The organism is Nonomuraea rhodomycinica (assembly GCF_013363995.1).
Taxonomy (GTDB): domain Bacteria; phylum Actinomycetota; class Actinomycetes; order Streptosporangiales; family Streptosporangiaceae; genus Nonomuraea; species Nonomuraea rhodomycinica.
In genome coordinates this window covers 1-23,992 of record NZ_JABWGO010000018.1, presented here as the reverse complement: position 1 = coordinate 23,992, position 23,992 = coordinate 1, and the positions used below count along the sequence as shown (strand labels likewise).

Below are 23,992 nucleotides of genomic sequence, written 5' to 3'. Positions count from 1 at the left end.
CTGGCACATGAATTCCGCTGTGCAGAATCCTCTTTTCCAGCGCGGACGCCTGCGCGGATAGTCGGGGCCATGCCCCACGTGAACGCCGGCGGCTCGCCGGTCAAGATCGCCGCCGTCGACCGGCCGGACCAGCCCTCGCGCAGCCCGGAGCTGGAGGACCTCTACCGAGGCTTCGAGAAGGCGCTGCTCGTCCCGTTGTGGACGGAGATCGGCGATTTGATGCCGCCGCACCCGCGCTCCAGCGCGCAGCCGCACCGGTGGGAGTGGGGGACGCTGCTCGACCTCGCCGGCCGCGCCGGTGAACTGGTCCCGGTCGGCCGCGGCGGCGAGCGCCGGGCGATCGCGCTGGCCAACCCCAGCCTGGGCGGCAAGCCGTACGCGACGCCGACCCTGTGGGCCGCGATCCAGTACCTGATGCCGGGCGAGAACGCCCCCGAGCACCGGCACAGCCAGAACGCCTTCCGCTTCGTCGTCGAGGGCGAGGGCGTGTGGACCGTGGTCGAGCGCGACCCGGTGCCGATGCGCCGCGGCGACTTCCTCCCCCAGCCGGGCCTGCACTGGCACGCTCACCACAACGCGGCCGACACGCCCATGGCCTGGATCGACGGGCTCGACATCCCGTTCCAGTACGGCGTCGAGGCGCAGTTCTTCGACTTCGGCCGGGACACCCTCACCGAGGAGGAGCACGCCACCCCCGACCGTTCGCGCGCCGAACGGCTCTGGGGGCACCCCGGCCTGGCCCCGGTCTCCCGGCTCCGCCGGCACGAGGGCACGCCGTTGCTCTGCTACCGCTGGACCGACACCGACGCCGCGCTGACCGACCAGCTCGCGCTGGAGCGGGAGGGGCACGCGGGGACGATCGAACCCGGCCACGCCCTGGTCCGCTACACCGACCCCGCGACCGCCGGCGACGTGCTGCCGACGATCCGGGCGCAGTTCCACCGGATCGCGACGGGCGTGGAGACCGCGCCGTACCGGGAGACCGGCTCGTCGGTCTACCAGGTCTTCGACGGGTCCGGCCAGGTCACCGTCGGCGACCGGTCGTGGCGGGTGAGCCGCGGCGACCTGTTCGTCGTGCCGTCCTGGCAGCCGCTGTCGATCCGCTCGGAGGCGTCGGCCTCCGACTCCGACTCCGGCGCGCTCGACCTGTTCCAGTTCAGCGACGCCCCGATCTTCACCAGGCTCGGCCTGTACCGCAGCCGCACCGAGGAGAACAGCCGATGAAGCTCGCCACCGTCCGTCTGGACGACCACCGCACCGCCGCCGTCCGCGTCGAGGGCGACGAGCTCGTCGAGCTGGGCCGGGCCGACGTCGGGGCGGTGCTGGCCGCGCCCGGCGGCCTGGAGGGCGCCGCGGCGGCCGACGGCCCGCGCCACCCGCTCGCCGGCGCCGACCTCGCGCCGGTCGTGCCGCGGCCGAGCAAGGTCGTCTGCGTGGGGCTGAACTACCAGAACCACATCAAGGAGATGGGCCGCGACCTGCCCGAGTACCCGACGCTCTTCGCCAAGTTCGCCGACACCCTGATCGGCGCCGCGGACGACATCCGGCGTCCGGCGGAGACCGACCAGTTCGACTGGGAGGCCGAGCTGGCCGTGGTCATCGGCCGGCCGGTGCGGCGGGCGGACGAGGAGCAGGCGGTCGCCGCGATCGCGGGGTTCACCGTGCTCAACGACGTCACCTGCCGGGACTGGCAGTTCCGGACCCGGGAGTGGCTGCAGGGCAAGAACTGGGACTCCACCACCCCGATCGGCCCGTTCCTGGTCACCGCGGACGAGACCGGCCCGCGGCCGGCGCTCGACGTCCGCTGCGAGGTCGACGGCCGGGTGATGCAGTCCGACAACACCGGCGACCTGCTCTTCGACCCGGTCCACCTGGTCCGCTACGTCTCGACGATGGTCCGCCTCAACCCGGGCGACGTGATCGCGACCGGCACGCCGGGCGGCGTCGGCCACGCGCGCAAGCCGCCGGTCTTCCTGCGCGGCGGCGAGCTCGTCGTGACCGAGATCGAGGGGCTGGGCAGGCTGGAGAACCGCGTCGTCGGCGAGGGCGCGTGATGGCGCGCGACCTCGCCACCACGCTCGCGTGGGTCGAGACGGGGACCGGCCTGTGCGCGTCGGCGATCGCCGGCCTGTCCGAGCGGGAGTACGGCGCCGCGTCGGCACTGCCCGGCTGGACGCGCAAACACGTCGTGGCGCACCTGGCGGCGAACGCCGAGGCGATCGGCAACCTGGTCCGCTGGGCGCGCACCGGCGAGCTGACCCCGATGTACGCCTCGCCGCAGGCGCGCGCCGCCGGGATCGAGCGGGGCGCCCGGCTGGACGCCGGCGAGCTGGCCCGGTGGTTCACCGAGTCGGCCGCGACCCTGGCCACCGCCATGGCGGCACTGCCCGAGGAGGCGTGGCGGGCCGAGGTGGTGACCGCGCAGGGACGGACCGTGCAGGCGATCGAGATCCCCTGGATGCGCAGCCGGGAGGTCATGGTGCACGCGGTGGACCTTGCCACCGGGCTCACCTTCGCCGACCTGCCCGAGGGCTTCCTGCGGGAGCTGCGGGAGGACATCCGCGCCAAGCGCGGCCCCGGCGCGGTGCCCAACGTCGAGGGTTCGCTGCCCGACGTGACCGCCTACCTGGCCGGACGCCCGGCGGGCGGAGTGACCGCCGCCGGCGGCGGACGCCCACCGACCCTGCCTCCGTGGCTGTGACGAGAAGGAAGATCCTATGGGCACCCTCCCCTCCACCCGTGCCGACGTGATCGTCGTCGGGGGCGGCATCGGCGGCCTGTCCGCCGCCCTCGCCCTGGTCCGCCAGGGCCTGCGGGTCCGGGTGTACGAGCAGGCCTCGGCGTTCGGCGAGGTCGGCGCGGGCCTGCAGCTCGCCCCGAACTGCACCCGCATCCTGGACCGCTACGGCCTGCTGGCCGAGGCGTCCGCGCTCGGCGTGCTGCCCGAGACCATGGTCATGAAGGACGCCCTGGACGCCGCCGAGCTGACCCGGCTCGACCTGCGCGACGTCGAACGCCGCTACGGCTACCCCTACCTGGTGATCCACCGCAGCGACCTGCACGGCATCCTGCTCCGCGCCTGCGAGCGGGCGGGCGTCGAACTGCTCACCGACGCCCGCTGCACGTGGTACGAGAACCTCGACGGCGGCGCCCGCGTGCGGTTCGCCGACGGCGTCGTGGACGAGGCGGACGTGGTGATCGCCGCCGACGGCCTGCACTCGATCGCCCGCGAACTGCTGGTCCAGGACGAGCCGGTGAACTCCGGATATGTCGCCTACCGCTGCGCGGTGCCGTTCGAGCAGGTCGCCGGCAACGACGTGCACGACAAGGACGTCGTCGTGTACGTCGGGCCGCGTTGCCACTTCGTGCAGTACCCGCTGCGGGGCGCGGAGACGTTCAACCAGGTCGCCGTGTTCGAGTCGCCGAAGGCGCTGGCCGGCCAGGACGACTGGGGCACCCCCGACGAGCTGGACGCGGCGTTCGCGGGAACCTGCGCCCAGGTCCAGCAGGGCCTGCCGCTGATGTGGCGCGACCGGTGGTGGCGGATGTTCGACCGCGACCCGATCATGACCTGGGTCACCGGGCGGATCGCGCTGCTCGGCGACGCCGCGCACCCGCCGCTGCAGTACATGGCGCAGGGCGCGATCATGGCGATCGAGGACGGCTGGGTGCTCGGTGAGCACGTCGCCGCCCAGCGCGCCGAGGGCGGACCGGCCGTGGACTGGGACCGGGCGCTGGCCGCCTACGAGGCGGTACGGCCCGAGCACTGCCGCCGGGTGGTCGGCACTGCTCGGGAGTGGGGCGCTTTGTGGCACTTGGAGGGCGTCCGGAGACTGCAGCGCAACGCCCTGCTGCGGGAGCGCGACGTCCATGACTACGCGTTCGTGGACTGGATCTTCGGCCCGACGGCGCTGACCCCCGAGGACGAGCCGGAGATGTTCCGCCCGATCCCCCTGGACTCCGCCCCGTTGTGCCCCCCTCCCGGCGCGGAAGGCCGGTAGGACGTCCGGACTCGCTCAGTGGGACTTACGAAGTTCTATTGAACACATGGCTAGGAGGAGCTCGCGCGGCTGGATCGAGCCGGTCGAGTCCGCCGAGCGGCGCAAGCCGTACCGCATCACCGACGCCGGGCGGTCGGCGCTGAGCGAGAAGACGTGGCGGCGGCGGTACGGCGAGGAGGTCGCCGACCTGGTCGAAGCGCGACCGGCACGCGTGCGCACGGTGCTCGACCAACGGGCCCGCCGGCAGCAGGCCGAAGACAACCAGCGCCGCGGTGGCCAGGGATGACGGAGCGTCGGCAAAGGCAACAAGGAGCGGGAGGTCTGCCTCACCGAGGAGACCGCGCCGCCTCCGAGGAGGCGGACGGGGCTTCGTCGTGAGGCGATCGGCTCATGTCGCCACGCCGACCCGCTCGGCGAACGCGCGCAACCCTGGCATGGCCCCACGCCGATCAGCGCGCAGCAGATCCCGAGCCATGCTCCCGACCGGCGGCCGGAACCGCACCTCGGCCGGCGCGGCCCGCTCGGCGGCGAGCAGCGCCCGATAGCAGGCGTCCGGCTTGCCCCATTGGTGCCAGGCGCGGGCCACGTCGATCCAGAAGCGTCCCCGCCGTTCAGCGGTCGGGATGGCCGCAGGGTTGACGGTCTTGGCGTGCTCGATGGCGATGCCGCTGTCGCCGAGGACCTGCGCGATGCTGACCTGGAACAGGGCCACGTTGGTCGGCCCGAACGCGGTGTGCCGGTGGTTGGCGTCGCGGCCGAGCATGGCGGCGGCGGCCTGGGCGGCGGCGATCAGCTCGCTCGCTTCCTGCCGGTTGCCATCGACGGCGGCGGTGTAGGCCGCCGTCTGTAGCAGCGTCCCGTACATCGACACCTGCTCGGGGGTGGCGGCGCGGCCGGGGGCGATGGCGTCAGCGGCGTCGATCAGTAGTGCGTGGGCGCGGTCTGGGTGGCCGGTGCGACGCATGACGATGGCCAGGCCGCGCTGGGCGTCGGCCACGGTGAGCGTGTCGCCGGAGGAGGCGGCGGCCTGCGCCGCCCGGTCAGCGGCGGTCCATGCGAGTTGATCGTCATGCAGTTTGACTGTGAAGGCGGACGCGACGATGTAGGCGTCGGCCAGCAGGGCGTCGGCGCCTGGCCGCTCGCGAGCCTCGGCGTCGTCGCGGGTGGCCGTCGCGGTCGCGATCAGGTCGGGGAGGTCGGCGGCAAGCTGTTCGTAGCGGGCGGCCTGGAACAGGGCACGTGCGCGCCCGGTCGCGGTGCGCAGTGCCGCCAGGGGCACCGGCCGGGCGCCGGTCGGCGTGTGTCCGTGGAGCAGGTCCGCGAGGCCGCTGGCGGGGTCGGCGGCTTGCGCGGCCCGGGCGGTGCCCGGCAGGCCAAGCGCGCCGGCTGCTGCCAGCCCGGCCGCACCGGTGAGGAGATCACGACGACGCACCGGGTCACCATCCTCGCGAGGGGGCTCGATGACCACAGTAGGCGCGCGGGCATGATGGGTCACGGCTCGGACGGCGATCAAGGGCCCGTGCCGCCTCCCGGGGCGGCTATGCGCGCTGCTCCACCGACGAACAAGACGTCATCATCCAGACCGAGCAGTTCCCTGGCGCTCGGCGTGCCGCAAGAACGCATCTACATCGACCACGGGGTCTCCGGGACCACCCGCCGCAACCGCGTCGGCCTCGATCAGGCCCTCGCCGCCGTACGGTCGGCACGGTGTCCACCGTCACCAAGTTCGACCGGTTCACCCGCATCGGAGGGCGAACTCGCGGGGCGCTTCTCTCCTCTCATCCACCCGTCAGCGCCGAGACGGTCCCGGCACGTGGACATGTGCGTGAAGCGCTGGGGCTGGCTGAGGAGGTGGAGCTGCGGCAGGCGGCTGCGATGACGGCCAGGCGTACCGCGGGCGAGTCGTGGCCGAGCTGACCGGCCGCGGTGGCGAACCGGTCATTGTGCAGCTTGACCGTCTCGCGTTCCTCGCCGCGTTCACTGACCCGCTGAGCCGCCTCAGCAACCTTCTGCCGCCGGTAGCCCATCACCAGCGCCACCACCGCCAAAGCGATCTTCAACAAGTCGAAGAGGGTAGCCGTACTGACCTGTGCTTCAGGTTTCAGCCCTTCCGCACCGAGCAACACCAACACGACGACGATCACCTTCGTGAGGAGGACGAGCGCAGCGCCGGCCACGAGGGCGAGCGCCCGCCCTACCGGCATCAACCGCAGATTGCCCCGCTTGACGGCTGTCTTCTGACGCCCACATTGGCCCATACGCACGGGGAGAGGCGCCGTTACGGCACCCATGCCAAAATGCATGAAAGACGCTCTCGAGCAGTGACGAGCGAGATCATCGACATCGCAGCGGCCCCTCTGATCACCGATTGCTCGGCTGCCACACCGAGACGGAGCGCGCACTACACAAGCCGCCCGACACACACTCATCGCGAAAGAGCACGCGACCGGGTAAAGAAATCCGGTCGAAGTCGACGGGGAGTGGCGGCAATGATGGCGGTCATGAAGTTCCGCAAGGACCCAGATCGCTCTCATCACGAGATCCTGGTCGAGCTGCACGACTCGCTGGATCGACGCTACCGGCCTGAGGACGTCGCCGACCTGGTGCTGCAGGCGCTGGAAGGGCGGCTGTCGAGGCGTGAGCGGGTGGTGCTGGGACGTGCGGCCAAGCACTCCTCGCGTAAGACGGCATGGTTCTCCTCGATGTCCGCCGACTACGTCCGGCCGGTTGGCGGGGCGCGGCAGGTCGCGGCGGCCACTCGGCTGTTCGAGCGGTCCGTCGAGGTCGACCCCGACGATCCGGAGTCGTTGCTGGAGTTCGCGGCCACCATGGGGGACGCGATCAGGTGGGCGCCGGACCGGAGCGACTTCCTGGCCGACCGGCTCAACCGGCAGTCCCGCACCGAGGCGGGTATGGAGCTGTCCAAGCGGCAGTACAACCGCCGCTTCCGCATGCTGCGCAGGCTCGCCGCCAAGGCTGGCACCCTGGGCCTCGAGCAGGACAAGCGGCGGCTGCTCATGGTGGGCGTGACAGGGTTCGGCGCCGGCATCCCTCGTGAGCGCTTTCTGGCCGACCCGGACGCGGCCTGCTTCGTCGCCTACTACACCGCCCGGCGCAAGCTGCGCCGGGAGTTCAGCCTGTCGGGGCGGGAGAACCCGTTCGACGAGATCGCCTCCATCCTGCTCGACCGGTGCACGGACGGCAGCGACTGGTGGATGATCGCCCAGGTGCGGACAACGCCTGACGTCCTGGAGCACCTCACCGAAGAGGAGCGGGGGCGGCTGCTCGGGCAGTGGTCGGCGGTCATGCGGCACAGCGCCGGCATGCTCCGCGACCGCTGGGATCCCGCCACCGACCGGACCTCGATGATCGTACGGCGGGGCGACGACTCGAGCACCTGGAACAACCTGGCGGCTGCCTACAACGCCGCTCGGGCGGGTTGGCTGGCCTGCCTGGCCTCGCTGGACGCCCTCGACCTGCTGGACGTGGCCTGTCCCGGCAAGGCGATGCGGCTGATGGCGGCCGACCTGGCCGCCTGGCACCAGAGCAGTGGGAGCGACGTCGATCCCAACACCGCGGTGTGGGCGGCGCTGCCGCCGCCCTGGGAGGTTTTGGACGGGATCCAGGTCAGCACACGCGCCGACGTCGAGGCGGCCTGCCGTACGGCCGGGCTGGACCCGGAGAAGTGCGGGTGGACTGCGCCGGCGGCTCGGCGGGGTGCGGCCGTGTTCCGGCCGACGCCCGAACTGGTGCACGGGGTGAGCGTCGCAGACCCAGTCTGGGCGTCGCTGTTGCGACGGGCGGGAGCGTTCAGCGGCAAGCCTCTCAAGCCAGAGCTGGCCGCCGACGCCTGCCATGGGCTGGTTTCCGGGGTCGTGGTCAGCGACCTGCCCGCGGCAGACCGTCCGCCACAGTGAAAGCCGCGGGGGCCGCCGACGACAAAAAGGGTGGCCCCGCCCGGCAGCTATCGGACACACTGGAGGCGGCCCGCCGTAGTTCAGTGGTAGAACGCCTGGCTCTTCTTCCAGGTGGTCGCCGGTTCGAGCCCGGTCGGCGGCGCCTGGACGTGGCCTCGTTGTAGCTCAGAGGTAGAGCGCCCGGCTCGGGACCGGGTGGACGCCGGTTCGAGCCCGGCCAGCGAGGCCCCTCCTGCTTACGGCGAGTTCGAGCGACACTGGTGTGGCGCATCGGCCTGCACGGCCGGCTGACCTGCACGCTGGAGCAGGACCGTGTCGAGGCCCGGCGCAGGTTGGCCATCATGACTCACGAGTAGCCGAACCCCACCTCCTCGGCTCCGGAACCCTCCGCTCGCTACGTGCGGGGACTCAGTCGATAGACCGGTAACCGCTGTCGGGGGGTGCTCGGCGAATTGGGCTTTGATTCTTCATCGAGCGCCTTACTTTGCGTAGCGCGGGCCTGCTCCAGCGCCACTCGGTGCTCAGCCAGCGCATCATCTAGCGCCTGCCGCTGCTCCGCCGTTAGCGCTTCGCCCTCAGGCGGCTTCGGCTCGGCGGCCACGATTTCCGCCACCTTGTCTATCGCGGCATAGAGCGCAACCTGCTTATCGACGAGCTCAGGAGGAAACTCGGAGTCGGCTGCCATCAAGATGGTTGGCGCCACAGCGCCCTGCAGGCACACCCCTGCGTGCCGGGCTGGGGGTCGACAACGTGTCAACTCTCTGGCAGCGCGTCAGCGCGGTCACTGGCTGGAGGCGTGTGGCCACGGCTTCGCTATTGCACCGGTGTCAGTGCCGGCTGTACAAGTACGACGCCCTCGCCGTACTTGTCCTCCAGCCGTTGCTGGAGCTTCTCGCTGGCCACCCAGACGCCCACGACCACCTGCTCCTTCATGATGTCGACGGAGGTCGAGGTGAAGGGCTGGGCTGGCCTGGCTCACACAGAGCGCGCCGCCCCAGCTCTCCCGAATCCACGCCTCCCTGCCGGTCAGGTCACCCGTGAACTTCACGTTCAGCACCAGCTTGGCCGGGTCGTTGGCATACTTCTCCGACCACTCCCGCTTGCTGTCGTCGTAGCCGGGGATCGAGCTCACATAGCTCTGGTCCAGCCACACCCCGCCCACGGCGGCCTCGTCCTCCAGCCGCTGCTGAGTCGCCTCGAGCGCTTCCTGGGTGGCCTTGGCGGGATCGGCCGGCCGCCAGCCGCCCTCCGGGACGGAACGGAGACGTCGTCGGCCTCGTACGTGACCGGCTTGCCGGCCGCCACTCCGCTGCCACAGGCGGTCAGCACGATGAGGGCGAGGAATGCGAGTGAGCGCATGACCTTCAGACGGGCGAGCGCTTCAGTCGCGGGCGGTCAGTCGCGGCGGTGCCGTGGCAGCAGCATGCTGGCCGCCGCGATGGCCAGGCCGAGTCCGGCTGCTATGAGGAAGACCAGGTCGTAGCCGGTGGCGAGAGCGGCGGGCGAGGAACTCGCGCCGGCCTCCGACGCGGCTCTGGCGCCGGCGACCGTCGCGAGCACCGCCAGGCCCACCGAGCCGCCCACCTGGCTCGCGGTGGTGGCCAGACCGCCGACGATGCCCGCGTCGCCTTCGGCGACGTCGGCGGTGGCCGCGGCCATGAGGGTGGGGAAGGTGAGCCCGATGCCGGTCGCGATGAGCAGCGTGGGCCCGAGCACCCCGGTGACGTACCCGCTGTCGGGGTGGGCCTGGGCGAGCCAGCCGAAACCGGCCAGGAAGCAGGCGCTGCCGGCCAGCACCAGAGGCCGCACACCGGTTCGCGGCAGCAGGGGGGCGGCCCACCGCGCGATCACCAGGAACGTCACCGCCGCCGGCGTCTGCCCGAGCCCGGCCTGCAGGGCGCTGTGGCCGAGGACGTTCTGCAGGAAGAGCGACGTGAAGTACCACATCGCGATGGGGATGGCGCCGAACAGCAGCAGCATGCCGTTGCCGACGGCCACCCCGCGCGCCCTGAACAGCCGCAGGGGCATCATCGGCCGGGCGGCGAGGCGCGCCTGCACCACGCCGAAGACGACGAGGAGGAGCAGGCCCGCCACGACCGGCCCGGCGACCGGCACCGACGTCCAGCCGTGGTCGGCGCTCTGCATGACCCCGTAGACCAGCGCGGCCAGCCCCGCCGTCCCGGTGACCGCGCCGGTGAGGTCGAGCGACTCGCGCCGGGCGGTGCGGGTGCCGGCCGGCGCCATCAGGGCCACGACGATCAGCACCGCGCCGATCGGCACGTTGATGAGGAAGACCCATCGCCACGACAGACCGGTGGTGATGGCACCGCCCGCGATCGCGCCGGCCATCCCGCCCACACCGCCGGCGGCGGACCATGCGCCGAACACCTTGGCCCGGGCGTTCGGCTCGGTGAAGGAGGTGTTGATCACGGCCAGCGTGGCCGGGGCCATCATGGCGGCTCCGACGCCCTGCGCGACGCGGGCCGCGACCAACACCTGCGGAGCGGTCGCCAGGCCGGCGACCAGGCTCGAGACGGAGAACAACGACAGACCGGCGACCAGCATCCGCCGCGGGCCGAACAGGTCGGCCGCGCGACCACCCAGCAGCATGAAGCCGGCGAAGGTGAGCAGGTAGCCGTTCACCACCCAGGCCAGGCCGGTAGGGGTGAAGCCGAGTTCTTCGCGGACCGCGGGAAGGGCGAGATTGACGATGGACGAGTCGAGGATGACCATGAACTGGCAGGCGCACGCCAGCGCGGTGATCATCCAGGCGGGAAGGGCGTGGGGCCTGACCGGCTGAGGTGCGGTGTTGACGCTCGTCATGGCTTTCCTCCTGGCCGGACGCCGCCGCTCACGCGCTCGGAGAGGTCGTCGCGGCCAGGGCTTCGCGGGCGTTCCCGTCCGGTGGGGTGTCCTCGGCGGTGCGGTCGCCCTCCAGCAGCCGGATCGCGATCCGGGCCAGCCTCCGTCCCTGGTACCTGGCGGCTTCCAGCGTCGCGGTGTCCGCGCCGTCCATGGCCGGGCCGGTCATCGACGTGCCGTAGGGGTTGCCGCCGGCGGCGTACACGGCCGGGTCGGTGAATCCGGTCGGTACGATCAGCGCTCCCCAGTGGTAGAAGACGTTGGCCAGCGACAGGATCGTGGCCTCGCTGCCGCCGTGCCGGTTGTAGGCCGAGGTGAAGGCCGTCACCGGCTTGTCCGCCAGTTGTCCGTCCCGCCAGAGCCCGCCGGCCTGGTCGATGAACTGCTTGAGCTGCGCGGCCGGCCCGCCGAACCGGGTCGGCGTACCGAACGCGAACGCGTCGGCCCACGCCAGGTCCTCGACCGACGCCTCGGTGATCGAACGGGCGGCGTCGGCGTGCCTGCGCCACGACGGGTTCTGGTCGATCGCGCTGTCGGGCGCCAGCTCGGCGACCCGCCGCAAGCGCACTTCGGCTCCCGCCGAGGCGGCGCCCTCGGCGACGGCCCGCGCGAGTGAGTGAACGGTGCCCGTCGAGCTGTAGTAGATGATGGCGACCTTCACGGTCATGCCTGACTCCTCGATGCCCGGGATTGGTTATCCGCATAATAGTTATGTGCATAACTATACTGTCAAGCGGACCCCCGCCTGTGGTGCGCCCTGGCGAGGGGACCAGCACTTTTGCACGTACGTGGAAGCGTCTGTCGGACATCTGCGCCCACCGGCAGACTGACTCCGGTTTGACCCCTTTCGAAACGGAGGTGGTTCTTGGCCCTCACCGAACGCCGCCCGAGCCCCGGCCGTCCGGCGTGCACCTTGATGCGGGCGGTGCTCGCTTTCGTGCTGCTGGCGACGGCGACCCAGATCCCCGCGGCAGGCGCGTCGGCGGACAGCGGGGTGTTCCTCACCGGCAAGGCGCTGGACGCGACCGGGGCGCCCGCCGGGGGAGCGGACGTCTATGTGTTCGACGTGACCGAGGAGAGCGAGCACAACGATTCCGTCGCCCACGCGAAGGCGAACCCGGACGGCCGCTTCGAACTGTCGATGCCGCTGAACGCGGGAAAGACCGCCGCGTCCGGAAATGACGGATGGAGCAACTACATGGCGCTGGTCAGCCGCGCCGGGAAGTTCGACGTGCAGTTCTTCTCGCGCCGGCGGGAGACCGGCGGGCAGTGGATCGCGCCTTCCCACACGTCGGCCGCCCGGGACGTCGTGACGCTGAAAGCCGATCAACGCCCCTTCACGCCTCCCGCCGGAAGCCGTGCCGCCGAACTCCTCGCCTCCGCGCGCGCGTCCCAGGCCGCGGGCGCGGCGGGTCCGGCCGAGAAGGTGTCGATGAAGTCGGTGGTGCTCGCCCGCTACAGCAACGTCCCGACCACGGTCGCCCGGATCGAGGTCGCGCGGAACACCAAAGTGAAGTTCACCTACGGCAGGCGGGCGGACACCGAGGTCGAGGTCGGGGTGGAGTTCGAAGAGGGCCGGTGGAAGATGGGCGGCTCCAAGCACATCGGCAACGACGTGGGATACGAGGTGCCGTACACCCTCGACCCCGGCCTGAACAAGCCGGCGGCCCGCTACATGGAAGCCGGAATGGACTACGAGGACCGGCTGGAATGGATCGGCACGACCTTTCCCGTCGCCTACACGAAGCGCGTCGCGACCCGCTGGACGGGCACGCTGTACGGCTATTCGACGTGGGTCAACGGATGTGAGAGCCAGAGCTGCATGAGCCACGTCGCCTGCTATTTCAAGCACAACTCGGGGCTCAAGAAGACCAGGGGCGAGAACAGGAAGTACACCGCGGCGGCCAATGTGGCGGGCCTCATGCTGGGCGCCACGAGCGGCTGGTCGTCGAACGTGTCGATGGAGTACGACTTCGCCGTCCACGGAAATCCGGAGCTCATCGGCTACTGCATGGGAGGAAACAACACCTGGCCGCCCTACGCCCAGGAGGTCTACATGTTCACCACCACCACGCCGTGGAACGGGCAATGACGGCCGGCGGGCGCGCGGCGCGCCCGGGTGCCGCCGCGCTCCTCACCCTCCTGCTCTCGCTCCTGGTGTCGCTCTGCCTCGTCCGGGCCGCGGCGCCGGGCGTGGCGGACTCAGCCCCGACGGGCCCGGGCCTGGCCGCGGCGGGGCTTCAGCCCGGCCCGGGGCAGTACTTCCCGGCGAAGGCGCGGGTCATGGACGGCGTGACGATCGCGGCCAGGACCACCGTCACCGTGAAGATCGCCGGAGCTCCCAACGTGCCGACCGCGGGCGTCGCGAGCGCGGCGATCAACTTCGCGGTCAAGGGAACGGACGGAGCGGGCGGCCTGGTCGTCTTCCCGTCCGGCGCCTCGCAGCCCGGGGTGACCGGGGCGACCTACCAGGCCAACGTGTACAACCATGAGCTGATGCTCGTGAAGGTCGGGGCGGACGGGCAGGTCAAGGTGGCCAACACCGGCCAGGTCGCCGCCAAGGTCTACGCCGACGTCCACGGCTACACCCTGGCCGCGGCGGGCGGCTCGGCGGGATCCACGTACGTGCCGCTGAACACGGCCCGGGTGGCCTCCAAGGTGAGCATCCCCGCGAACGGCACCGCCACGCTCTCGCCGCTGGGGCTGGGCGGGATACCCGCCTCCGGCGTCTCGGCCGTGGCGTTCGCCCTGGTCGCGAAGGGCACCGCCGCGGGGAAGATCCGAGCGTACCCGTCGGGGTCGGCGGCGCCGGTGGACACCGTCCTGGACTACCGGGCGAACCAGTTCCTGTCGAACATGGTCTTCGGCACGCTCGGCGCCGACGGCAAGATCGCGCTCACGAACGTCGGCACCGCGGCGGTGGACGTCTACGCCGACGTGTCGGGATACTTCGGCAAGCCGGCCTCGGCCGCCGCCGGCTCGGCGGCCGTGCCCGTCGCTCCCGCACGGATCGCCTCGGCGATCACCATCCCGGCCAACGGCACGGCCACCCTCGCACCACTCGGCGAAGGCGGGGTGCCCGACACGGGGGTCACCGCGGTCGGGATCAACTTCACGGCCAAGAGCACCGGCTCCGGCAGCCTGCGCGTCCACCCGTCCGACCAGAGCAGCCCACCGGGCGGGGGATCGGTCGACTACCTGCCCACCGACCCCTACGCGCAGTACGTGCCGGTGAAGGTCGGCGCGGACGGCGGGATCACGATCAGGAACGCCGGAAGCTCCGCCGTCACCGTCTGGGCCGACGTCTACGGCTACTTCGCCGCGCCGCAGGCGCCCGGGGCGCCGCTGGACGTCCGGGCGACCGCGGGCGACGGGCAGGTCGCCGTCACGTGGAAGGCCCCGGCCGACGGGGGCGCCGCGATCACCGCGTACCGGGTGACCCCCGAGCCGTCCGGTGACCCCGTCGAGGTCGGCGGCGAGGCCACGACGGCCACGGTGACGGGGCTGGAGAACGGCCGGACGTACCGGCTGTTCGTCGTCGCGGTCAACGCGGTGGGCGCGGGGCCGGACCCCGGCGTCTCGGACGAGGTGGCCCCCCAGGGCCCGGACAGTCCCGTCGCGCGCTTCACCGTCGCCTGCGACAAGCCCGCCAAGGCGTGCACGTTCGACGCCTCGACGTCCACGGGAGGCGGCGGCGGGAACGTCACCGGCTACTCCTGGAGCTTCGGCGACGGCGCGAGCGCGTCCGGGGCGACGGCCTCGCACACCTACGGCACCAGCGGGAGGTACATCGTCGGACTCGTCGTGACCAACGAGAAGAACCTCTCCAGCTCCACCCAGCAGGAGGCCGACTTCGGCGTCCCCCCGACCGCCTCGTTCAGCACCGCCTGCGTCAACAGCACGCTGACCTGCACCTTCGACGCGTCCTTCGCCACCGACCCCGACTCGGCCATAGCGACGTACGAGTGGGACTTCGGTGACGGGGCCGCGGGCGCGGGGGTGCGGGTCTCCCACCGTTTCGCCGCGGGTACGCACCCGGTCACGCTCAAGGTCGTGGACGACGGCGGGCTGTCCTCGACGGCCACGAAGAGCCTCACCGTCGACACCACCGACGCGGCGCCCACCGGCAGGATCGTGGCCAGCTGCGAAGACGCGACGCGGTGGTGCGGACTGGAGGCCCAGTCGTCGGACCCCGACGGGGAGATCGTGCGCTACGAGTGGGACCTGGGTGACGGAACGACGATCACCGACACCGAGGCGCGGAACGCGGTGCACACCTACGCGGGCGCCGGCTCCTACACCGTCAAAGTGACGTTGGTCGACGACCAGGGCGCGGCGACGACGGTGACGACACAGGTCGACATCCGGGCGGCGGGCGACGGCGCCGAGTACCGGGCGATCATCTCCTACACCTGCGTGGAGCTGCAGTGCGAGTTCGACGCGTCCGACTCGATCGACTCGGACGGCGCCGTCGTCGCGTACTCCTGGGACTTCGGCGACGGCGGCACGTCCACGGACCGGATCGCCGCGCACACCTACGCGGCACCGGGCACCTACACCGTCCGGCTGGTCATCACCGACGACAAGAACCGCACGGTGGGCACCACGAGACAGGCGACGGCCTGAGCGCCCTGCCGCCCCGGCGTCACCGTGCCGCCGGGGCGGTGACGCGGCGGCACGGTGACGCCGCCGCGTCCGGAGGCGTCGTGTTCCGGGCCGCCGGAACCGTCGCGCTGCCCAGGAGCCGCAGTGCCGCCTCCGACGGCGAGCCCGGCTCGGCGGTATGGGGCACGCTGATCGTGGGCGGCGTCCTGCAGACCGTGTTCGCCGCGGCCCTGCTCGGCCTCGGCGCCGACCCCTCGTGGATGTGGCTCATGGTGGTCGCCGGCCTCGCGACCATGACCCAGCAGGTCGGCATCACGATGGGCACGCCGATCATGAGCGCCGTCGTCACCGCCGCCATGGCCGGCACCGGAGCCTCGGCCATCCTCGGCGGTCTGAAGGTCGCGATCGGGGTGAACGCCGCCATCGTGCTCCTCGGCGTCCTCACCAGCGCCCTGTTCCTGCGTGGCGCCCGGACGAGCGCGCGATGACGCGGCGGTCCGCGTCGTCCAACGCTCTTGGTCCGGCGAACAACAGGCGACAGGTGATCGGCTGAGGGGCCGGCTCGGACGCGGAGGATGCTCGTGGACGGTTCGCCAGAGGACGGGTGCGCGCGACGGATCGTGGTCGGCCGGGCGGGGGAGCTGCCGCCGTGGCTGCTCGACGGCATGTTCCGGCTGCGTCACGCGGTGTTCCACGAACGGCTGCGCTGGGACGTCGACAGCCGCGACGGCAGGGAACGCGACCGGTTCGACGACTGCGACCCGGTCTACGTGATCAGTTACGCGGAGGCCGGCCGGAAGGTGACGGGCTGCTGCCGGTTGCTGCGCACCGACGGCCCGTACATGCTCCGTGACGTCTTCCCCGAGGCGTTACGGGGCGTCCCGGCGCCCCGGGATCCGGCCGTGTGGGAGGCCAGCCGCCTGGCCACCGACCGCCCCTGGTCCGGCGCCGTGGCGACGGGGCTCGGGTCCCTGGCCCGCGCGCTGGTGCGGGAGGTGTTCGGCTGGGTCGACCGGCACGGTGACACGGTGGTCGCGTTCTCCAGCGTGGACCTGGAACACGGCCTGAACGCCATGGGCGTGCCCACCCGGCGCTTCGGCGACGGCGGGGCGACGCGGCTGGACGGGCTCGTCTGCTCCGCGTACGCCATGTCGACCGCGGCCTTCCTGCGCGGCGCGCACCCCGCGCGGAAGGATCCGCCGCACTGCCCGCTCGCGCGGGAGTGACCTCATCCCGGGGAGGACATCCCGGAGAAGAGGCGGATCACCGAGCGGGCCAGGGCCTCCGGGTCCTCGTGGGCGGCCTCGGGGAGGGAGCCGCTCAGCCACAGTCCGGCGAAGCCGTGGACCAGCGACCAGGCGGCGATCGTGGTCAGACGGTCCTGCGCCGGAGCGGGCGACAGCGTGCCGGAACTGGTGACGAGCACGCGGGCCGCGCGTTCGCGCGCCGTCGCCAGGTCGGGATCGTCCATGCGGTACAGCTCGGGCCGGAACATCACCTCGAAGTAGGGCCGATGGCCGACGGCGAAGCGGACATAGGCGACCCCGACCTCCAGCGCGTCGCCGGCCGCCCGCTCCAGGGCGTCGGCGAACATGCCGAAGCCCTCGGCGGCCACGGCGGTCAGCAGTCCCGTCTTGTCGCCGAAGTGGTGGGCGGGGGCGGCGTGCGAGACGCCCGCCCGGCGGGCCAGCTCGCGCAGGCTCCAGCCGGCGGGGCCCGACTCGGCGATGGCCTCCAGGGCGGCGTCGATGACGGCGCGCCGCAGGTTGCCGTGGTGGTAGCCGTTCTGCTTGATCGGTCTCACCTCCGCACTCCCATGATCGTCGTTGTCGGCACCACCCTATCTTGACATTGACAAAATGGCGAACGTCCCGCACTCTCTCCGGTGACTAGTTTCTTTCCACTGGCAAGATTGGAGGGGGGATGGCTCCGTTCATCGCCCTCATCGGTGGCTTCGTCGTCCTGCGCGTGCTCGGCCTGGCCGGCATCGAGGTCCTGGACAGCTGGCAGCCCGCGCTGCGGGGCGCTCTCGCCCTGATGTTCGTCACCACCGGGATCCCGCACTTCGTGCCCTCGTGGCGCCGTGACTTCGTCGCGATGATCCCCCCGGTGTTCCCGCGTCCGGCGCTGCTGGTCACCCTCACCGGGGTGCTGGAACTGGCCGGCGCCGCCGGGCTGCTGATCGCGCCGCTGGCGCCGTTCGCCGCGATCGGGCTCGCGCTGCTCATGGCCGCCATGTTCCCGGCCAACGTCTCAGCCGCCCGCCGCGGCCTCACCCTGGCCGGGAAGCCCGTGACCCCGCTGCCGATCCGCACCGCCCTGCAGGTGCTGTTCATCGCCGCCGCCGTCGCCGCGGCGGTCTAGCCGGCCACCTGCGGGGAGCGGAGCCGGGCTCAGCGGCTCAGGGCGATCTCCTGCTCGACCCGCGACAGCTTCGCGGGGTTGCGCACCGCGTACAGCCCGGTGATGAGGCCCTCCTCGACGCGGACCGCCATGACGGTGTCGACCTCGCCGCCGACCCGGACGATCAGCGCCGGGTGGCCGTTGACCTGCGCCGGGTGCAGCGACGCCACGGCGTTGATCCGGCCCATCAGGTCGGCCACCGTGCCGGCCCCCACGACCGGGGCCAGCGCGGCCCGCACGACCCCGCCGCCGTCGGTCAGGAGCACGACGTCCGGCGCGAGGATGTCGAGCAGCCGCTGCAGGTCGCCGGTCTCCACCGCCCGCCGGAACGCCTCCAGGGCGTCGCGGGTCTCGTCCGGGGAGACGAGCCCCCGTGGCCGGCGGGCGGCGACGTGCGAGCGTGCCCGGTGGGCGATCTGGCGGACCGCGGCCGGGCTCTTGCCGACGGCCTCGGCGATCTCGTCGTAGGACAGGTCGAACACCTCGCGCAGCACGAACACCGCCCGCTCGGTCGGCTGGAGGGTCTCCATCACCAGCAGCATCGCCATCGACACGCTGTCGGCCAGCTCGACGTCCTCGGCCACGTCGGGCGCGGTCAGCAGCGGCTCGGGCAGCCAGGGGCCGACGTAGGACTCCTTGCGCCGGCCGAGCGTGCGCAGCCGGCCCAGCGCCTGGCGCGTGGTGATCCGGACCAGGTACGCGCGCTGGTCCTGCACGGTGCCGAGCTCGACGCCCGCCCACTTCAGCCAGGTCTCCTGCAGGACGTCCTCGGCGTCGGCGGCCGAGCCGAGCAGCTCGTAGGCGACGGTGAACAGCAGGTTGCGATGGGTGACGAACGCCTCGGTGGCGGCGTCCGTGCGGCGGTCGCCGGCGAGCGGCTCCGATGTGTCCGCCGTCGGCTCGCTGCGCTCGTTCATGGGCTGGCTCCTGTCTGTGGGCTCTCGACCGTGCCGCACACAGGACGCCGGCACCCGGCCTTTTGTGACACCCGCGCGCGGTGGCGTACGTCACACGACCGCGCTGGTCCACCTGAACGCCATGATCGACGCGGCCGACCGGCTCGGCGTGATCGTGCGCACCCAGGGCGGCGCCTACGAGCACGGCATGTTCGGGAGCCTGGCGAACCGACCCGGGCACGGCGGGGTCACCGGCCGGGCCGTCCGGGCGTCGTCGCGCGGCCGGCGGGTCAGCCGGCCGTCCACGGCCGCAGCTTCTCGGGGTTGCGCACGGCCCAGATGCGGGTGATCCGGTCCCCGGCGACGTCGAACGCGAACACCGCCTCGATGAGGCCCTCCCGCTGCGCCACCAGACCGGGCTGGCCGTTGACCGTCCGCTCCAGGATCGCCAGGTCGGGCGCCATGCCGATGACCTCGATCAGGTAGCGCGCGATCCGCTCGCCGCCCTCGACTGGGTCGAGCACGGCGCTGACGAGGCCGCCGCTGTCGCCGACCGCCGTGGCCTCCGGGTCGAGCAGGCCGATGAGGGCGTCGATGTCCTTGGCCTCCCATGCCTGCTTGAAGTCCCTGACGACGCCGGCCCGCCGGGCGGCTGGCGTCGCCGGGGTCCGCGCGTCGCGGATGCGGCGGCGGGCCGAGGAGGCGAGCTGGCGGCAGGCCGCCGGGCTGCGGCCGACGACCTCGGCCACCTCGGCGAAGGAGTAGCGGAAGACGTCGTGCAGGACGAACGCCACCCGCTCGGCCGGGGTCATCGACTCCAGCACGACGAGGAACGCCATGTTGACCGACTCGTCGAGGGTGACCCGGTCGGCCGGGTCGGCCGTGGTGTCGCCCGGCCGTTCCTCGATCCACTCCGTACGGTCGGGCAGCGGCTCGGGGAGCCACTCGCCCACGTAGCTCTCGCGGCGGGCCCGCGCCGAGCCGAGCACGTCGAGGCAGATGCGGCCGGCCACCGTGGTCAGCCAGGCGCCGGGGGACGCGATCGCCTGCCGCTGCGCCCCCGACATGGCGTACCAGCGGGCGTAGGTCTCCTGCACGACGTCCTCGGCGTCGGCCAGGGAGCCCAGCAGCCGGTAGGCGAGATTGATCAGCTGGCGGCGCTCGCTCACGATCGCGCTCAGGCCCGGGTCGAGCCGGCCGTCTCCGGGCTCGGAAGGGATGCTCATGGTGTCGCCGGCTTTCCTTTGTCACGAGTGCTCTCACCTGTACGACGAGACAGCGCCCCGGAATGTGAGACCGGCGGCACGGCCTCACATTCGCGGGGCCTGCCTCGTCGTACAGGTGAGACGAACCCATCTTCTGGAGCGAGCAGGCATGCCCACCATGACCCCCCTCAGCGAACTGACCGGCGACTACGTCCTCGACCCCACCCGCACGCGGATCGGCTTCGTCGCCAAGCACACGATGGCAAGCCGGGTGCGCGGGCGGTTCGAGGAGTTCGAGGGCGGCGCGCACCTGGACGGCGACGACCCGTCGAGGTCCGGCGTCCGGCTCACGATCCGGGCCGCGAGCCTCCAGACCGGCAACCGGCGGCGTGACGAGCAGGTGCGCGCCGCGTTCCTCCACGTGGCGCAGCACCCGGCCCTCACCTTCACCTCCACCGAGGTGCGCCACCTCGGGGGGAGGAGCTTCACGGTCACCGGCGCCCTGACCATCCGCGGTGTGACCAAGCCGGTCACCGTGGACGTCGAACTGACCGGCACGCCGGGCGACGCCGAGGTCCGCTTCACGGGCGCCGTCACGATCGACCGCAACGACTGGGGCGTGAACTGGAACGCCGCGACCACCGTCATGGTCAGACCGAAGGTGACGCTGGAGCTCGACGTCGCCGCGGTCCGGCGGACCTGACGCCGGCGGACCTGACGCCGGCGGGGCCACGCCGGGCGCCGGTCAGCCGAGGACGAACGGGACCCTCGCCGCCAGCTCGCCGAGCTCGGCCCTCTCCGCGCCGGTCGCGGCCCGCCGCCCGGTGCCGACCAGCAGCGCGTCGGTGTCGGAGAACGACGCGGGGAACGCGGTCCCGGCGATCTCCTCCAGCGTCTCGCGGGAGCGGGCGAGCCCTTCGGCGGGCGGTCCTGCGACGCCCGGCAGGTGCGCGACCAGGTCGAGATGGTGCAGGGTCCACTCCATGACGTACGCGGAGAGGTAGTCCCGCACCGTGATGACCTGGCCGCGGGTGCCGACCCACAGGTCCGGATCGGCGAGCTCGGCGGCGCGGCCGGCGGCGGAGCCGACGTCGTCGAGGTGGAACTTCAGCAGCCGGGGCTCCTCGTAGGCGGCGGCCAGCCGGACCGTCAGCGCGTCGAGCGGGTCGTCGCCGGTCGGCGGCGTCCGGGAGACCTCCCAGTAGGTCACCGCGTCGCGGGTGGGCGCGGTCGCGGCCGGGGTCACGAGCGTGATCAGGACGTCCTGGGCGTCGATGACCAGGTGGCACACCAGGTCCCGGACGAGCCAGCCGGCACAGCCGGACGGCCGCGTGAAGTCCTCGTCCGCGAGCTCGGCGACCGCCGTGCGCAACGCCGTCCACGAGCGTGAGAAGAGATCCACCTCGGCACGGTAGTCCGGCTCGGCCGGGGCGGACAAGCACCCCGGCCGAGCCGCGCTCGAACGCCTTCAGCAGGTGACCGGCCGCGCCAGGCGGCCCTTCACCAGGTGACCGGCAGCTCGTGGACGCCGTAGACGATGGCGTCGCTCTTGAACGGCAGGTCCTCGACCGGCGCGGCCAGTCGCAGCGTGGGGATGCGGCGGAACAGCGTGTCGAAGACGATCTGCAGTTCGAGCCGGGCCAGGTTCTGGCCGAGGCACTGGTGCGGGCCGAATCCGAACGCGAGGTGGTGGCGGGCCCCGCGCTCGACGTCCAGGTCGCCCGGATTCTCGAACGCCGCCGGGTCCCGGTTGGCCGACAGGCCCGAGACGACGACGCCCTCACCGGCTTTGATGTCGGCCTCGCCGATCCGCACGTCGTCGGTGGCCACCCGCGAGGTGACCACGTCGGTGATGGAGAAGTAGCGCAGCAGCTCCTCCACGGCCAGGGGCGTCCTGGCGGGGTCGGCGGTGATCAGGGCCAGCTGGTCGGGGTGACTGAGCAGCCCGATCACCCCCAGTGAGATCATGTTCGCGGTGGTCTCGTGCCCGGCGGTCAGCAGCAGGAAGGCCAGGCTCACCAGGCCGGCGTGGTCGACGGCGCCGTCCTGCCGCTGCCGGGCGATCTGCCGGCTGATCAGGTCGTCGCCGGGTTCGGACTCCTTGCGGGTGACCAGCTCGTCCATGTAGGCGCGCAGGTCGGCGAAGGCGCCCAGGCGCTCCTGCGGCGACGACGTCCGGCGCACCGCCACGGCGGTGCGGCTCTGGAAGAAGTCGTGGTCGGCGTACGGCACGCCGAGCAGTTCGCAGATCACCAGCGAGGGCACCGGCAGGGACAGTGCCCGCACCAGGTCCACCGGGCGCTCCTCGGTGGCCAGCAGGTCGTCGACGAACCGGTCGACGAGGTCCTGGATCCGCGGGCGCAAGGCGGCCAGCCGCTTCACGGTGAACTCGCCGATCACCGGCCGCCGGGCCGCGGCGTGCTCGGCGCCGTCCATGCCGACCATGAGCGGCGGCTGGGCGCGCAGCTGCCGCTGGGTCTCCGCGTCGCCGACGACGAGCGGGAAGCCGTCCTTGCGCCGGTCGGAGGAGAAGCGGCGGTCGGCGAGGACGGCGCGGGCCTCCTCGTGCCCGGACACGAGCCAGCCCTCGGCGCCGCCCATCAGGCGGACCCTGCTGATCGGCGCCCGCTCGCGCAGCCGCTCGTACTCGGCGGGCGGGGCGAACGGGCAACCACGCTCGACCGGCAGTTCCACACCGGCGACGCTCTTGCTCATCAATGACCTCCCGGTCAACGCTCTGGTGGGGGTTGTCCGGCGGCGGCGTCACCGCCGCCGGTGCTCACCGCAGGGTGAGCGGGGTCTCCGAGGCGATGCGGGTCAGCTTCTCGGGGTTGCGGACGTAGTACAGGCCGGTGATGCGGGCGTCCTCGACGCGGATCGCCATGACGCCGTCCACCTCGCCGTCCACGCGGAGGACGAGGGCCGGGCCGCCGTTGACCACGATCAGCTCACTGGTGATCGCGACCTTGGCCTTGCCGATGCCGCCGGCGATGTAGCGGGCCACCTTGTCGGAGGTGCTGATCGGCCGCAGCGCGGCCTGCTTGACGCCGCCGCCGTCGCTGACCAGGACGACCTCGGGGGCCAGCACGTCGAGCAGGCGCTGCGGGTCGCCGGTCTCGACCGCGCGCTGGAACGACTCCAGCACCGCCCGGCTCCGGCGCGCCGGGACGGCCTGCCGGGGGCGGCGGGCTTCGACGTGCCGGCGGGCGCGGTGCGCGATCTGGCGGACGGCGTCCGGGCTCTTGCCGACGGCGGCCGCGATCTCGTCGTAGCCGACGTCGAAGACCTCGCGCAGCACGAAGACGGCGCGCTCGGTCGGCGCCAGCGTCTCCAGGACGAGCATGAGCGCCATCGACACGCTCTCGGCCAGCACGACGTCCTCGGCCGCGTCCGGCGCGGTCAGCAGCGGCTCGGGCAGCCAGGAACCGACGTACGCCTCCTTGCGCAGCTTCATGCTGCGCAGCCGGTTGAGCGACTGCCGGGTGGTGATCCGGATCAGGTAGGCGCGCTGGTCCTGCACCTGGTCCTGGTCGGCCTTGACCCATCGCAGCCAGGTCTCCTGGAGGACGTCCTCGGCGTCGGCCGCCGATCCGAGCATCTCGTAGGCGACGGTGAACAGCAGGTTGCGGTGGGCGAGGAAGGCCTCGGTCGCTGCGTCGGTGGCGTGGTCGCTCATGTCTCGTTCCTTGTTGCGGGCGGGCCGTCCGCTCCGGCCCGCCCTGGCGTCAACGTCGGCCGCGGGTCACCGATCTGCCTGGTCGAGGTGGCCCTGGGCCTGCGCTGACAGATCCTGCCAGTCGGCCCACGTCTTCAGCCGGTCGGCGTAGGCCTGTTCGATCATCGGGCGGAAGCCCTGGCCGAACAGGATGCGCAGGGGCGGGTTGTCGGTGTCGACGAGGGTGAGCAGGGCCTGGGCGGCGGCGGCGGGGTCGCCGGCGGGCTGCTTGCCGGCCATGGCGCCCAGGCGGCGGCGCAGCCCGTCGTAGGCGGGGTCGGGTGTGGCCACGTGGCCGTTGTCGAGCGGGTTGGGGTTCTTGCCGCCCCGGGTGGCGAAGCCGCCGGGCTCGATGATGGTGACCTTGACGCCGAACTCGGCGACCTCG

General features: G+C 72.2%; 24 protein-coding genes and 2 tRNA genes. 14 read left to right on the top strand and 12 right to left on the bottom strand.

Features of this window, described 5'->3' with window-relative positions; translation table 11 throughout:
- The first annotated feature begins 69 nt into the window (after positions 1–69).
- Genes HT134_RS41945 through HT134_RS41925 form a run of 5 tightly spaced genes read left to right on the top strand, consistent with a single transcriptional unit; the run spans position 70 to position 4,287 of the window.
- Positions 70–1,224, top strand: a complete 1,155-nt coding sequence (locus HT134_RS41945) for a cupin domain-containing protein (protein ID WP_175606079.1) — start codon at positions 70–72, stop codon at positions 1,222–1,224.
- Complete coding sequence (locus tag HT134_RS41940) at positions 1,221–2,054, top strand: fumarylacetoacetate hydrolase family protein (protein ID WP_175606078.1); 834 nt, start codon at positions 1,221–1,223, stop codon at positions 2,052–2,054. The genes HT134_RS41945 and HT134_RS41940 overlap by 4 nt, the downstream gene beginning before the upstream one ends.
- On the top strand, positions 2,054–2,701 hold the full coding sequence (locus HT134_RS41935) for a maleylpyruvate isomerase family mycothiol-dependent enzyme (protein WP_175606077.1): 648 nt from the start codon (positions 2,054–2,056) through the stop codon (positions 2,699–2,701). Before HT134_RS41940 ends, HT134_RS41935 begins: the two co-directional genes overlap by 1 nt.
- Before the next feature lie 16 nt (positions 2,702–2,717).
- Positions 2,718–4,001 (top strand): FAD-dependent monooxygenase, encoded by a 1,284-nt coding sequence (locus tag HT134_RS41930; protein ID WP_175606076.1) that lies wholly within the window; start codon positions 2,718–2,720, stop codon positions 3,999–4,001.
- 46 nt (positions 4,002–4,047) lie between these two features.
- Positions 4,048–4,287 (top strand): hypothetical protein, encoded by a 240-nt coding sequence (locus HT134_RS41925; RefSeq protein WP_175606075.1) that lies wholly within the window; start codon positions 4,048–4,050, stop codon positions 4,285–4,287.
- Positions 4,288–4,389: 102 nt separating this feature from the next.
- On the opposite strand, the gene HT134_RS41920 is transcribed toward HT134_RS41925, so the two are convergent.
- Both HT134_RS41920 and HT134_RS41915 read right to left on the bottom strand, forming a co-directional pair.
- Entirely contained in the window at positions 4,390–5,496 is a 1,107-nt protein-coding gene (locus tag HT134_RS41920; RefSeq protein ID WP_175606074.1) for a hypothetical protein, read from the bottom strand.
- 283 nt (positions 5,497–5,779) lie between these two features.
- Positions 5,780–6,205: a hypothetical protein gene (locus HT134_RS41915; RefSeq protein ID WP_175606073.1), complete on the bottom strand. Its 426-nt coding sequence runs from the start codon at positions 6,203–6,205 to the stop codon at positions 5,780–5,782.
- A gap of 297 nt (positions 6,206–6,502) precedes the next feature.
- On the opposite strand from HT134_RS41915, the gene HT134_RS41910 reads away from it, so the two are divergent.
- The 3 genes from HT134_RS41910 (at position 6,503) to HT134_RS41900 (ending at position 8,144) form a co-directional block, all read left to right on the top strand.
- Positions 6,503–7,918, top strand: coding sequence for a hypothetical protein (locus HT134_RS41910; protein WP_175606072.1), 1,416 nt, complete (start codon positions 6,503–6,505; stop codon positions 7,916–7,918).
- A 68-nt stretch (positions 7,919–7,986) separates the two neighbouring features.
- Positions 7,987–8,060: transfer RNA gene (locus HT134_RS41905), tRNA-OTHER, on the top strand.
- A gap of 12 nt (positions 8,061–8,072) precedes the next feature.
- Positions 8,073–8,144, top strand: a tRNA-Pro gene (locus tag HT134_RS41900).
- A 168-nt stretch (positions 8,145–8,312) separates the two neighbouring features.
- On the opposite strand, the gene HT134_RS41895 is transcribed toward HT134_RS41900, so the two are convergent.
- The 3 genes from HT134_RS41895 to wrbA all read right to left on the bottom strand — a co-directional run bounded on the left by HT134_RS41895 (position 8,313) and on the right by wrbA (position 11,447).
- Positions 8,313–8,621: a hypothetical protein gene (locus HT134_RS41895; protein ID WP_175606071.1), complete on the bottom strand. Its 309-nt coding sequence runs from the start codon at positions 8,619–8,621 to the stop codon at positions 8,313–8,315.
- Between the two features lie 692 nt (positions 8,622–9,313).
- Positions 9,314–10,741 carry an MFS transporter gene (locus HT134_RS41890; RefSeq protein ID WP_175606070.1) on the bottom strand — a complete coding sequence of 476 codons (1,428 nt, stop codon included), beginning with the start codon at positions 10,739–10,741 and terminating at the stop codon, positions 9,314–9,316.
- A 28-nt stretch (positions 10,742–10,769) separates the two neighbouring features.
- Positions 10,770–11,447: an NAD(P)H:quinone oxidoreductase gene (gene wrbA, locus HT134_RS41885; RefSeq protein WP_175606069.1), complete on the bottom strand. Its 678-nt coding sequence runs from the start codon at positions 11,445–11,447 to the stop codon at positions 10,770–10,772.
- A 258-nt stretch (positions 11,448–11,705) separates the two neighbouring features.
- On the opposite strand from wrbA, the gene HT134_RS41880 reads away from it, so the two are divergent.
- The 4 genes from HT134_RS41880 (at position 11,706) to HT134_RS41865 (ending at position 16,611) form a co-directional block, all read left to right on the top strand.
- The gene (locus HT134_RS41880) at positions 11,706–12,872 is read left to right on the top strand and encodes a hypothetical protein (protein ID WP_175606068.1); all 1,167 of its coding nucleotides are present in this window, start codon (positions 11,706–11,708) and stop codon (positions 12,870–12,872) included.
- Positions 12,857–15,406, top strand: a complete 2,550-nt coding sequence (locus HT134_RS41875) for a fibronectin type III domain-containing protein (RefSeq protein WP_175606067.1) — start codon at positions 12,857–12,859, stop codon at positions 15,404–15,406. Before HT134_RS41880 ends, HT134_RS41875 begins: the two co-directional genes overlap by 16 nt.
- Before the next feature lie 38 nt (positions 15,407–15,444).
- Entirely contained in the window at positions 15,445–15,873 is a 429-nt protein-coding gene (locus HT134_RS41870; protein WP_217709011.1) for a hypothetical protein, read from the top strand.
- Between the two features lie 93 nt (positions 15,874–15,966).
- Positions 15,967–16,611, top strand: a complete 645-nt coding sequence (locus HT134_RS41865; RefSeq protein ID WP_175606066.1) for an acyl-homoserine-lactone synthase — start codon at positions 15,967–15,969, stop codon at positions 16,609–16,611.
- A gap of 2 nt (positions 16,612–16,613) precedes the next feature.
- On the opposite strand, the gene HT134_RS41860 is transcribed toward HT134_RS41865, so the two are convergent.
- Positions 16,614–17,189, bottom strand: coding sequence for a TetR/AcrR family transcriptional regulator (locus HT134_RS41860; protein WP_175606065.1), 576 nt, complete (start codon positions 17,187–17,189; stop codon positions 16,614–16,616).
- Between the two features lie 119 nt (positions 17,190–17,308).
- Between HT134_RS41860 and HT134_RS41855 the strand changes: the two genes are divergently transcribed.
- A complete protein-coding gene (locus HT134_RS41855; protein WP_175606064.1) occupies positions 17,309–17,749 on the top strand; it encodes a DoxX family protein in 441 nt (146 codons plus the stop codon).
- 29 nt (positions 17,750–17,778) lie between these two features.
- On the opposite strand, the gene HT134_RS41850 is transcribed toward HT134_RS41855, so the two are convergent.
- Together HT134_RS41850 and sigJ are read right to left on the bottom strand one after the other, a co-directional pair.
- Positions 17,779–18,705, bottom strand: coding sequence for an RNA polymerase sigma-70 factor (locus tag HT134_RS41850; protein WP_175606063.1), 927 nt, complete (start codon positions 18,703–18,705; stop codon positions 17,779–17,781).
- A gap of 269 nt (positions 18,706–18,974) precedes the next feature.
- Positions 18,975–19,910, bottom strand: coding sequence for an RNA polymerase sigma factor SigJ (gene sigJ, locus HT134_RS41845; protein WP_175606062.1), 936 nt, complete (start codon positions 19,908–19,910; stop codon positions 18,975–18,977).
- A 148-nt stretch (positions 19,911–20,058) separates the two neighbouring features.
- Between sigJ and HT134_RS41840 the strand changes: the two genes are divergently transcribed.
- The gene (locus tag HT134_RS41840) at positions 20,059–20,592 is read left to right on the top strand and encodes a YceI family protein (protein ID WP_175606061.1); all 534 of its coding nucleotides are present in this window, start codon (positions 20,059–20,061) and stop codon (positions 20,590–20,592) included.
- A 42-nt stretch (positions 20,593–20,634) separates the two neighbouring features.
- Here the strand turns inward: HT134_RS41840 and HT134_RS41835 are convergent, their stop codons facing one another.
- From HT134_RS41835 to HT134_RS41820, 4 genes are all read right to left on the bottom strand, one after another.
- On the bottom strand, positions 20,635–21,291 hold the full coding sequence (locus tag HT134_RS41835) for a maleylpyruvate isomerase N-terminal domain-containing protein (protein ID WP_175606060.1): 657 nt from the start codon (positions 21,289–21,291) through the stop codon (positions 20,635–20,637).
- A gap of 98 nt (positions 21,292–21,389) precedes the next feature.
- Positions 21,390–22,604 (bottom strand): cytochrome P450, encoded by a 1,215-nt coding sequence (locus HT134_RS41830; protein ID WP_175606059.1) that lies wholly within the window; start codon positions 22,602–22,604, stop codon positions 21,390–21,392.
- Between the two features lie 64 nt (positions 22,605–22,668).
- On the bottom strand, positions 22,669–23,565 hold the full coding sequence (locus tag HT134_RS41825; RefSeq protein WP_175606058.1) for an RNA polymerase sigma-70 factor: 897 nt from the start codon (positions 23,563–23,565) through the stop codon (positions 22,669–22,671).
- Positions 23,566–23,631: 66 nt separating this feature from the next.
- Positions 23,632–23,992: SDR family oxidoreductase (locus tag HT134_RS41820; RefSeq protein WP_512698725.1), on the bottom strand; the 361-nt coding region annotated here is incomplete at its 5' end.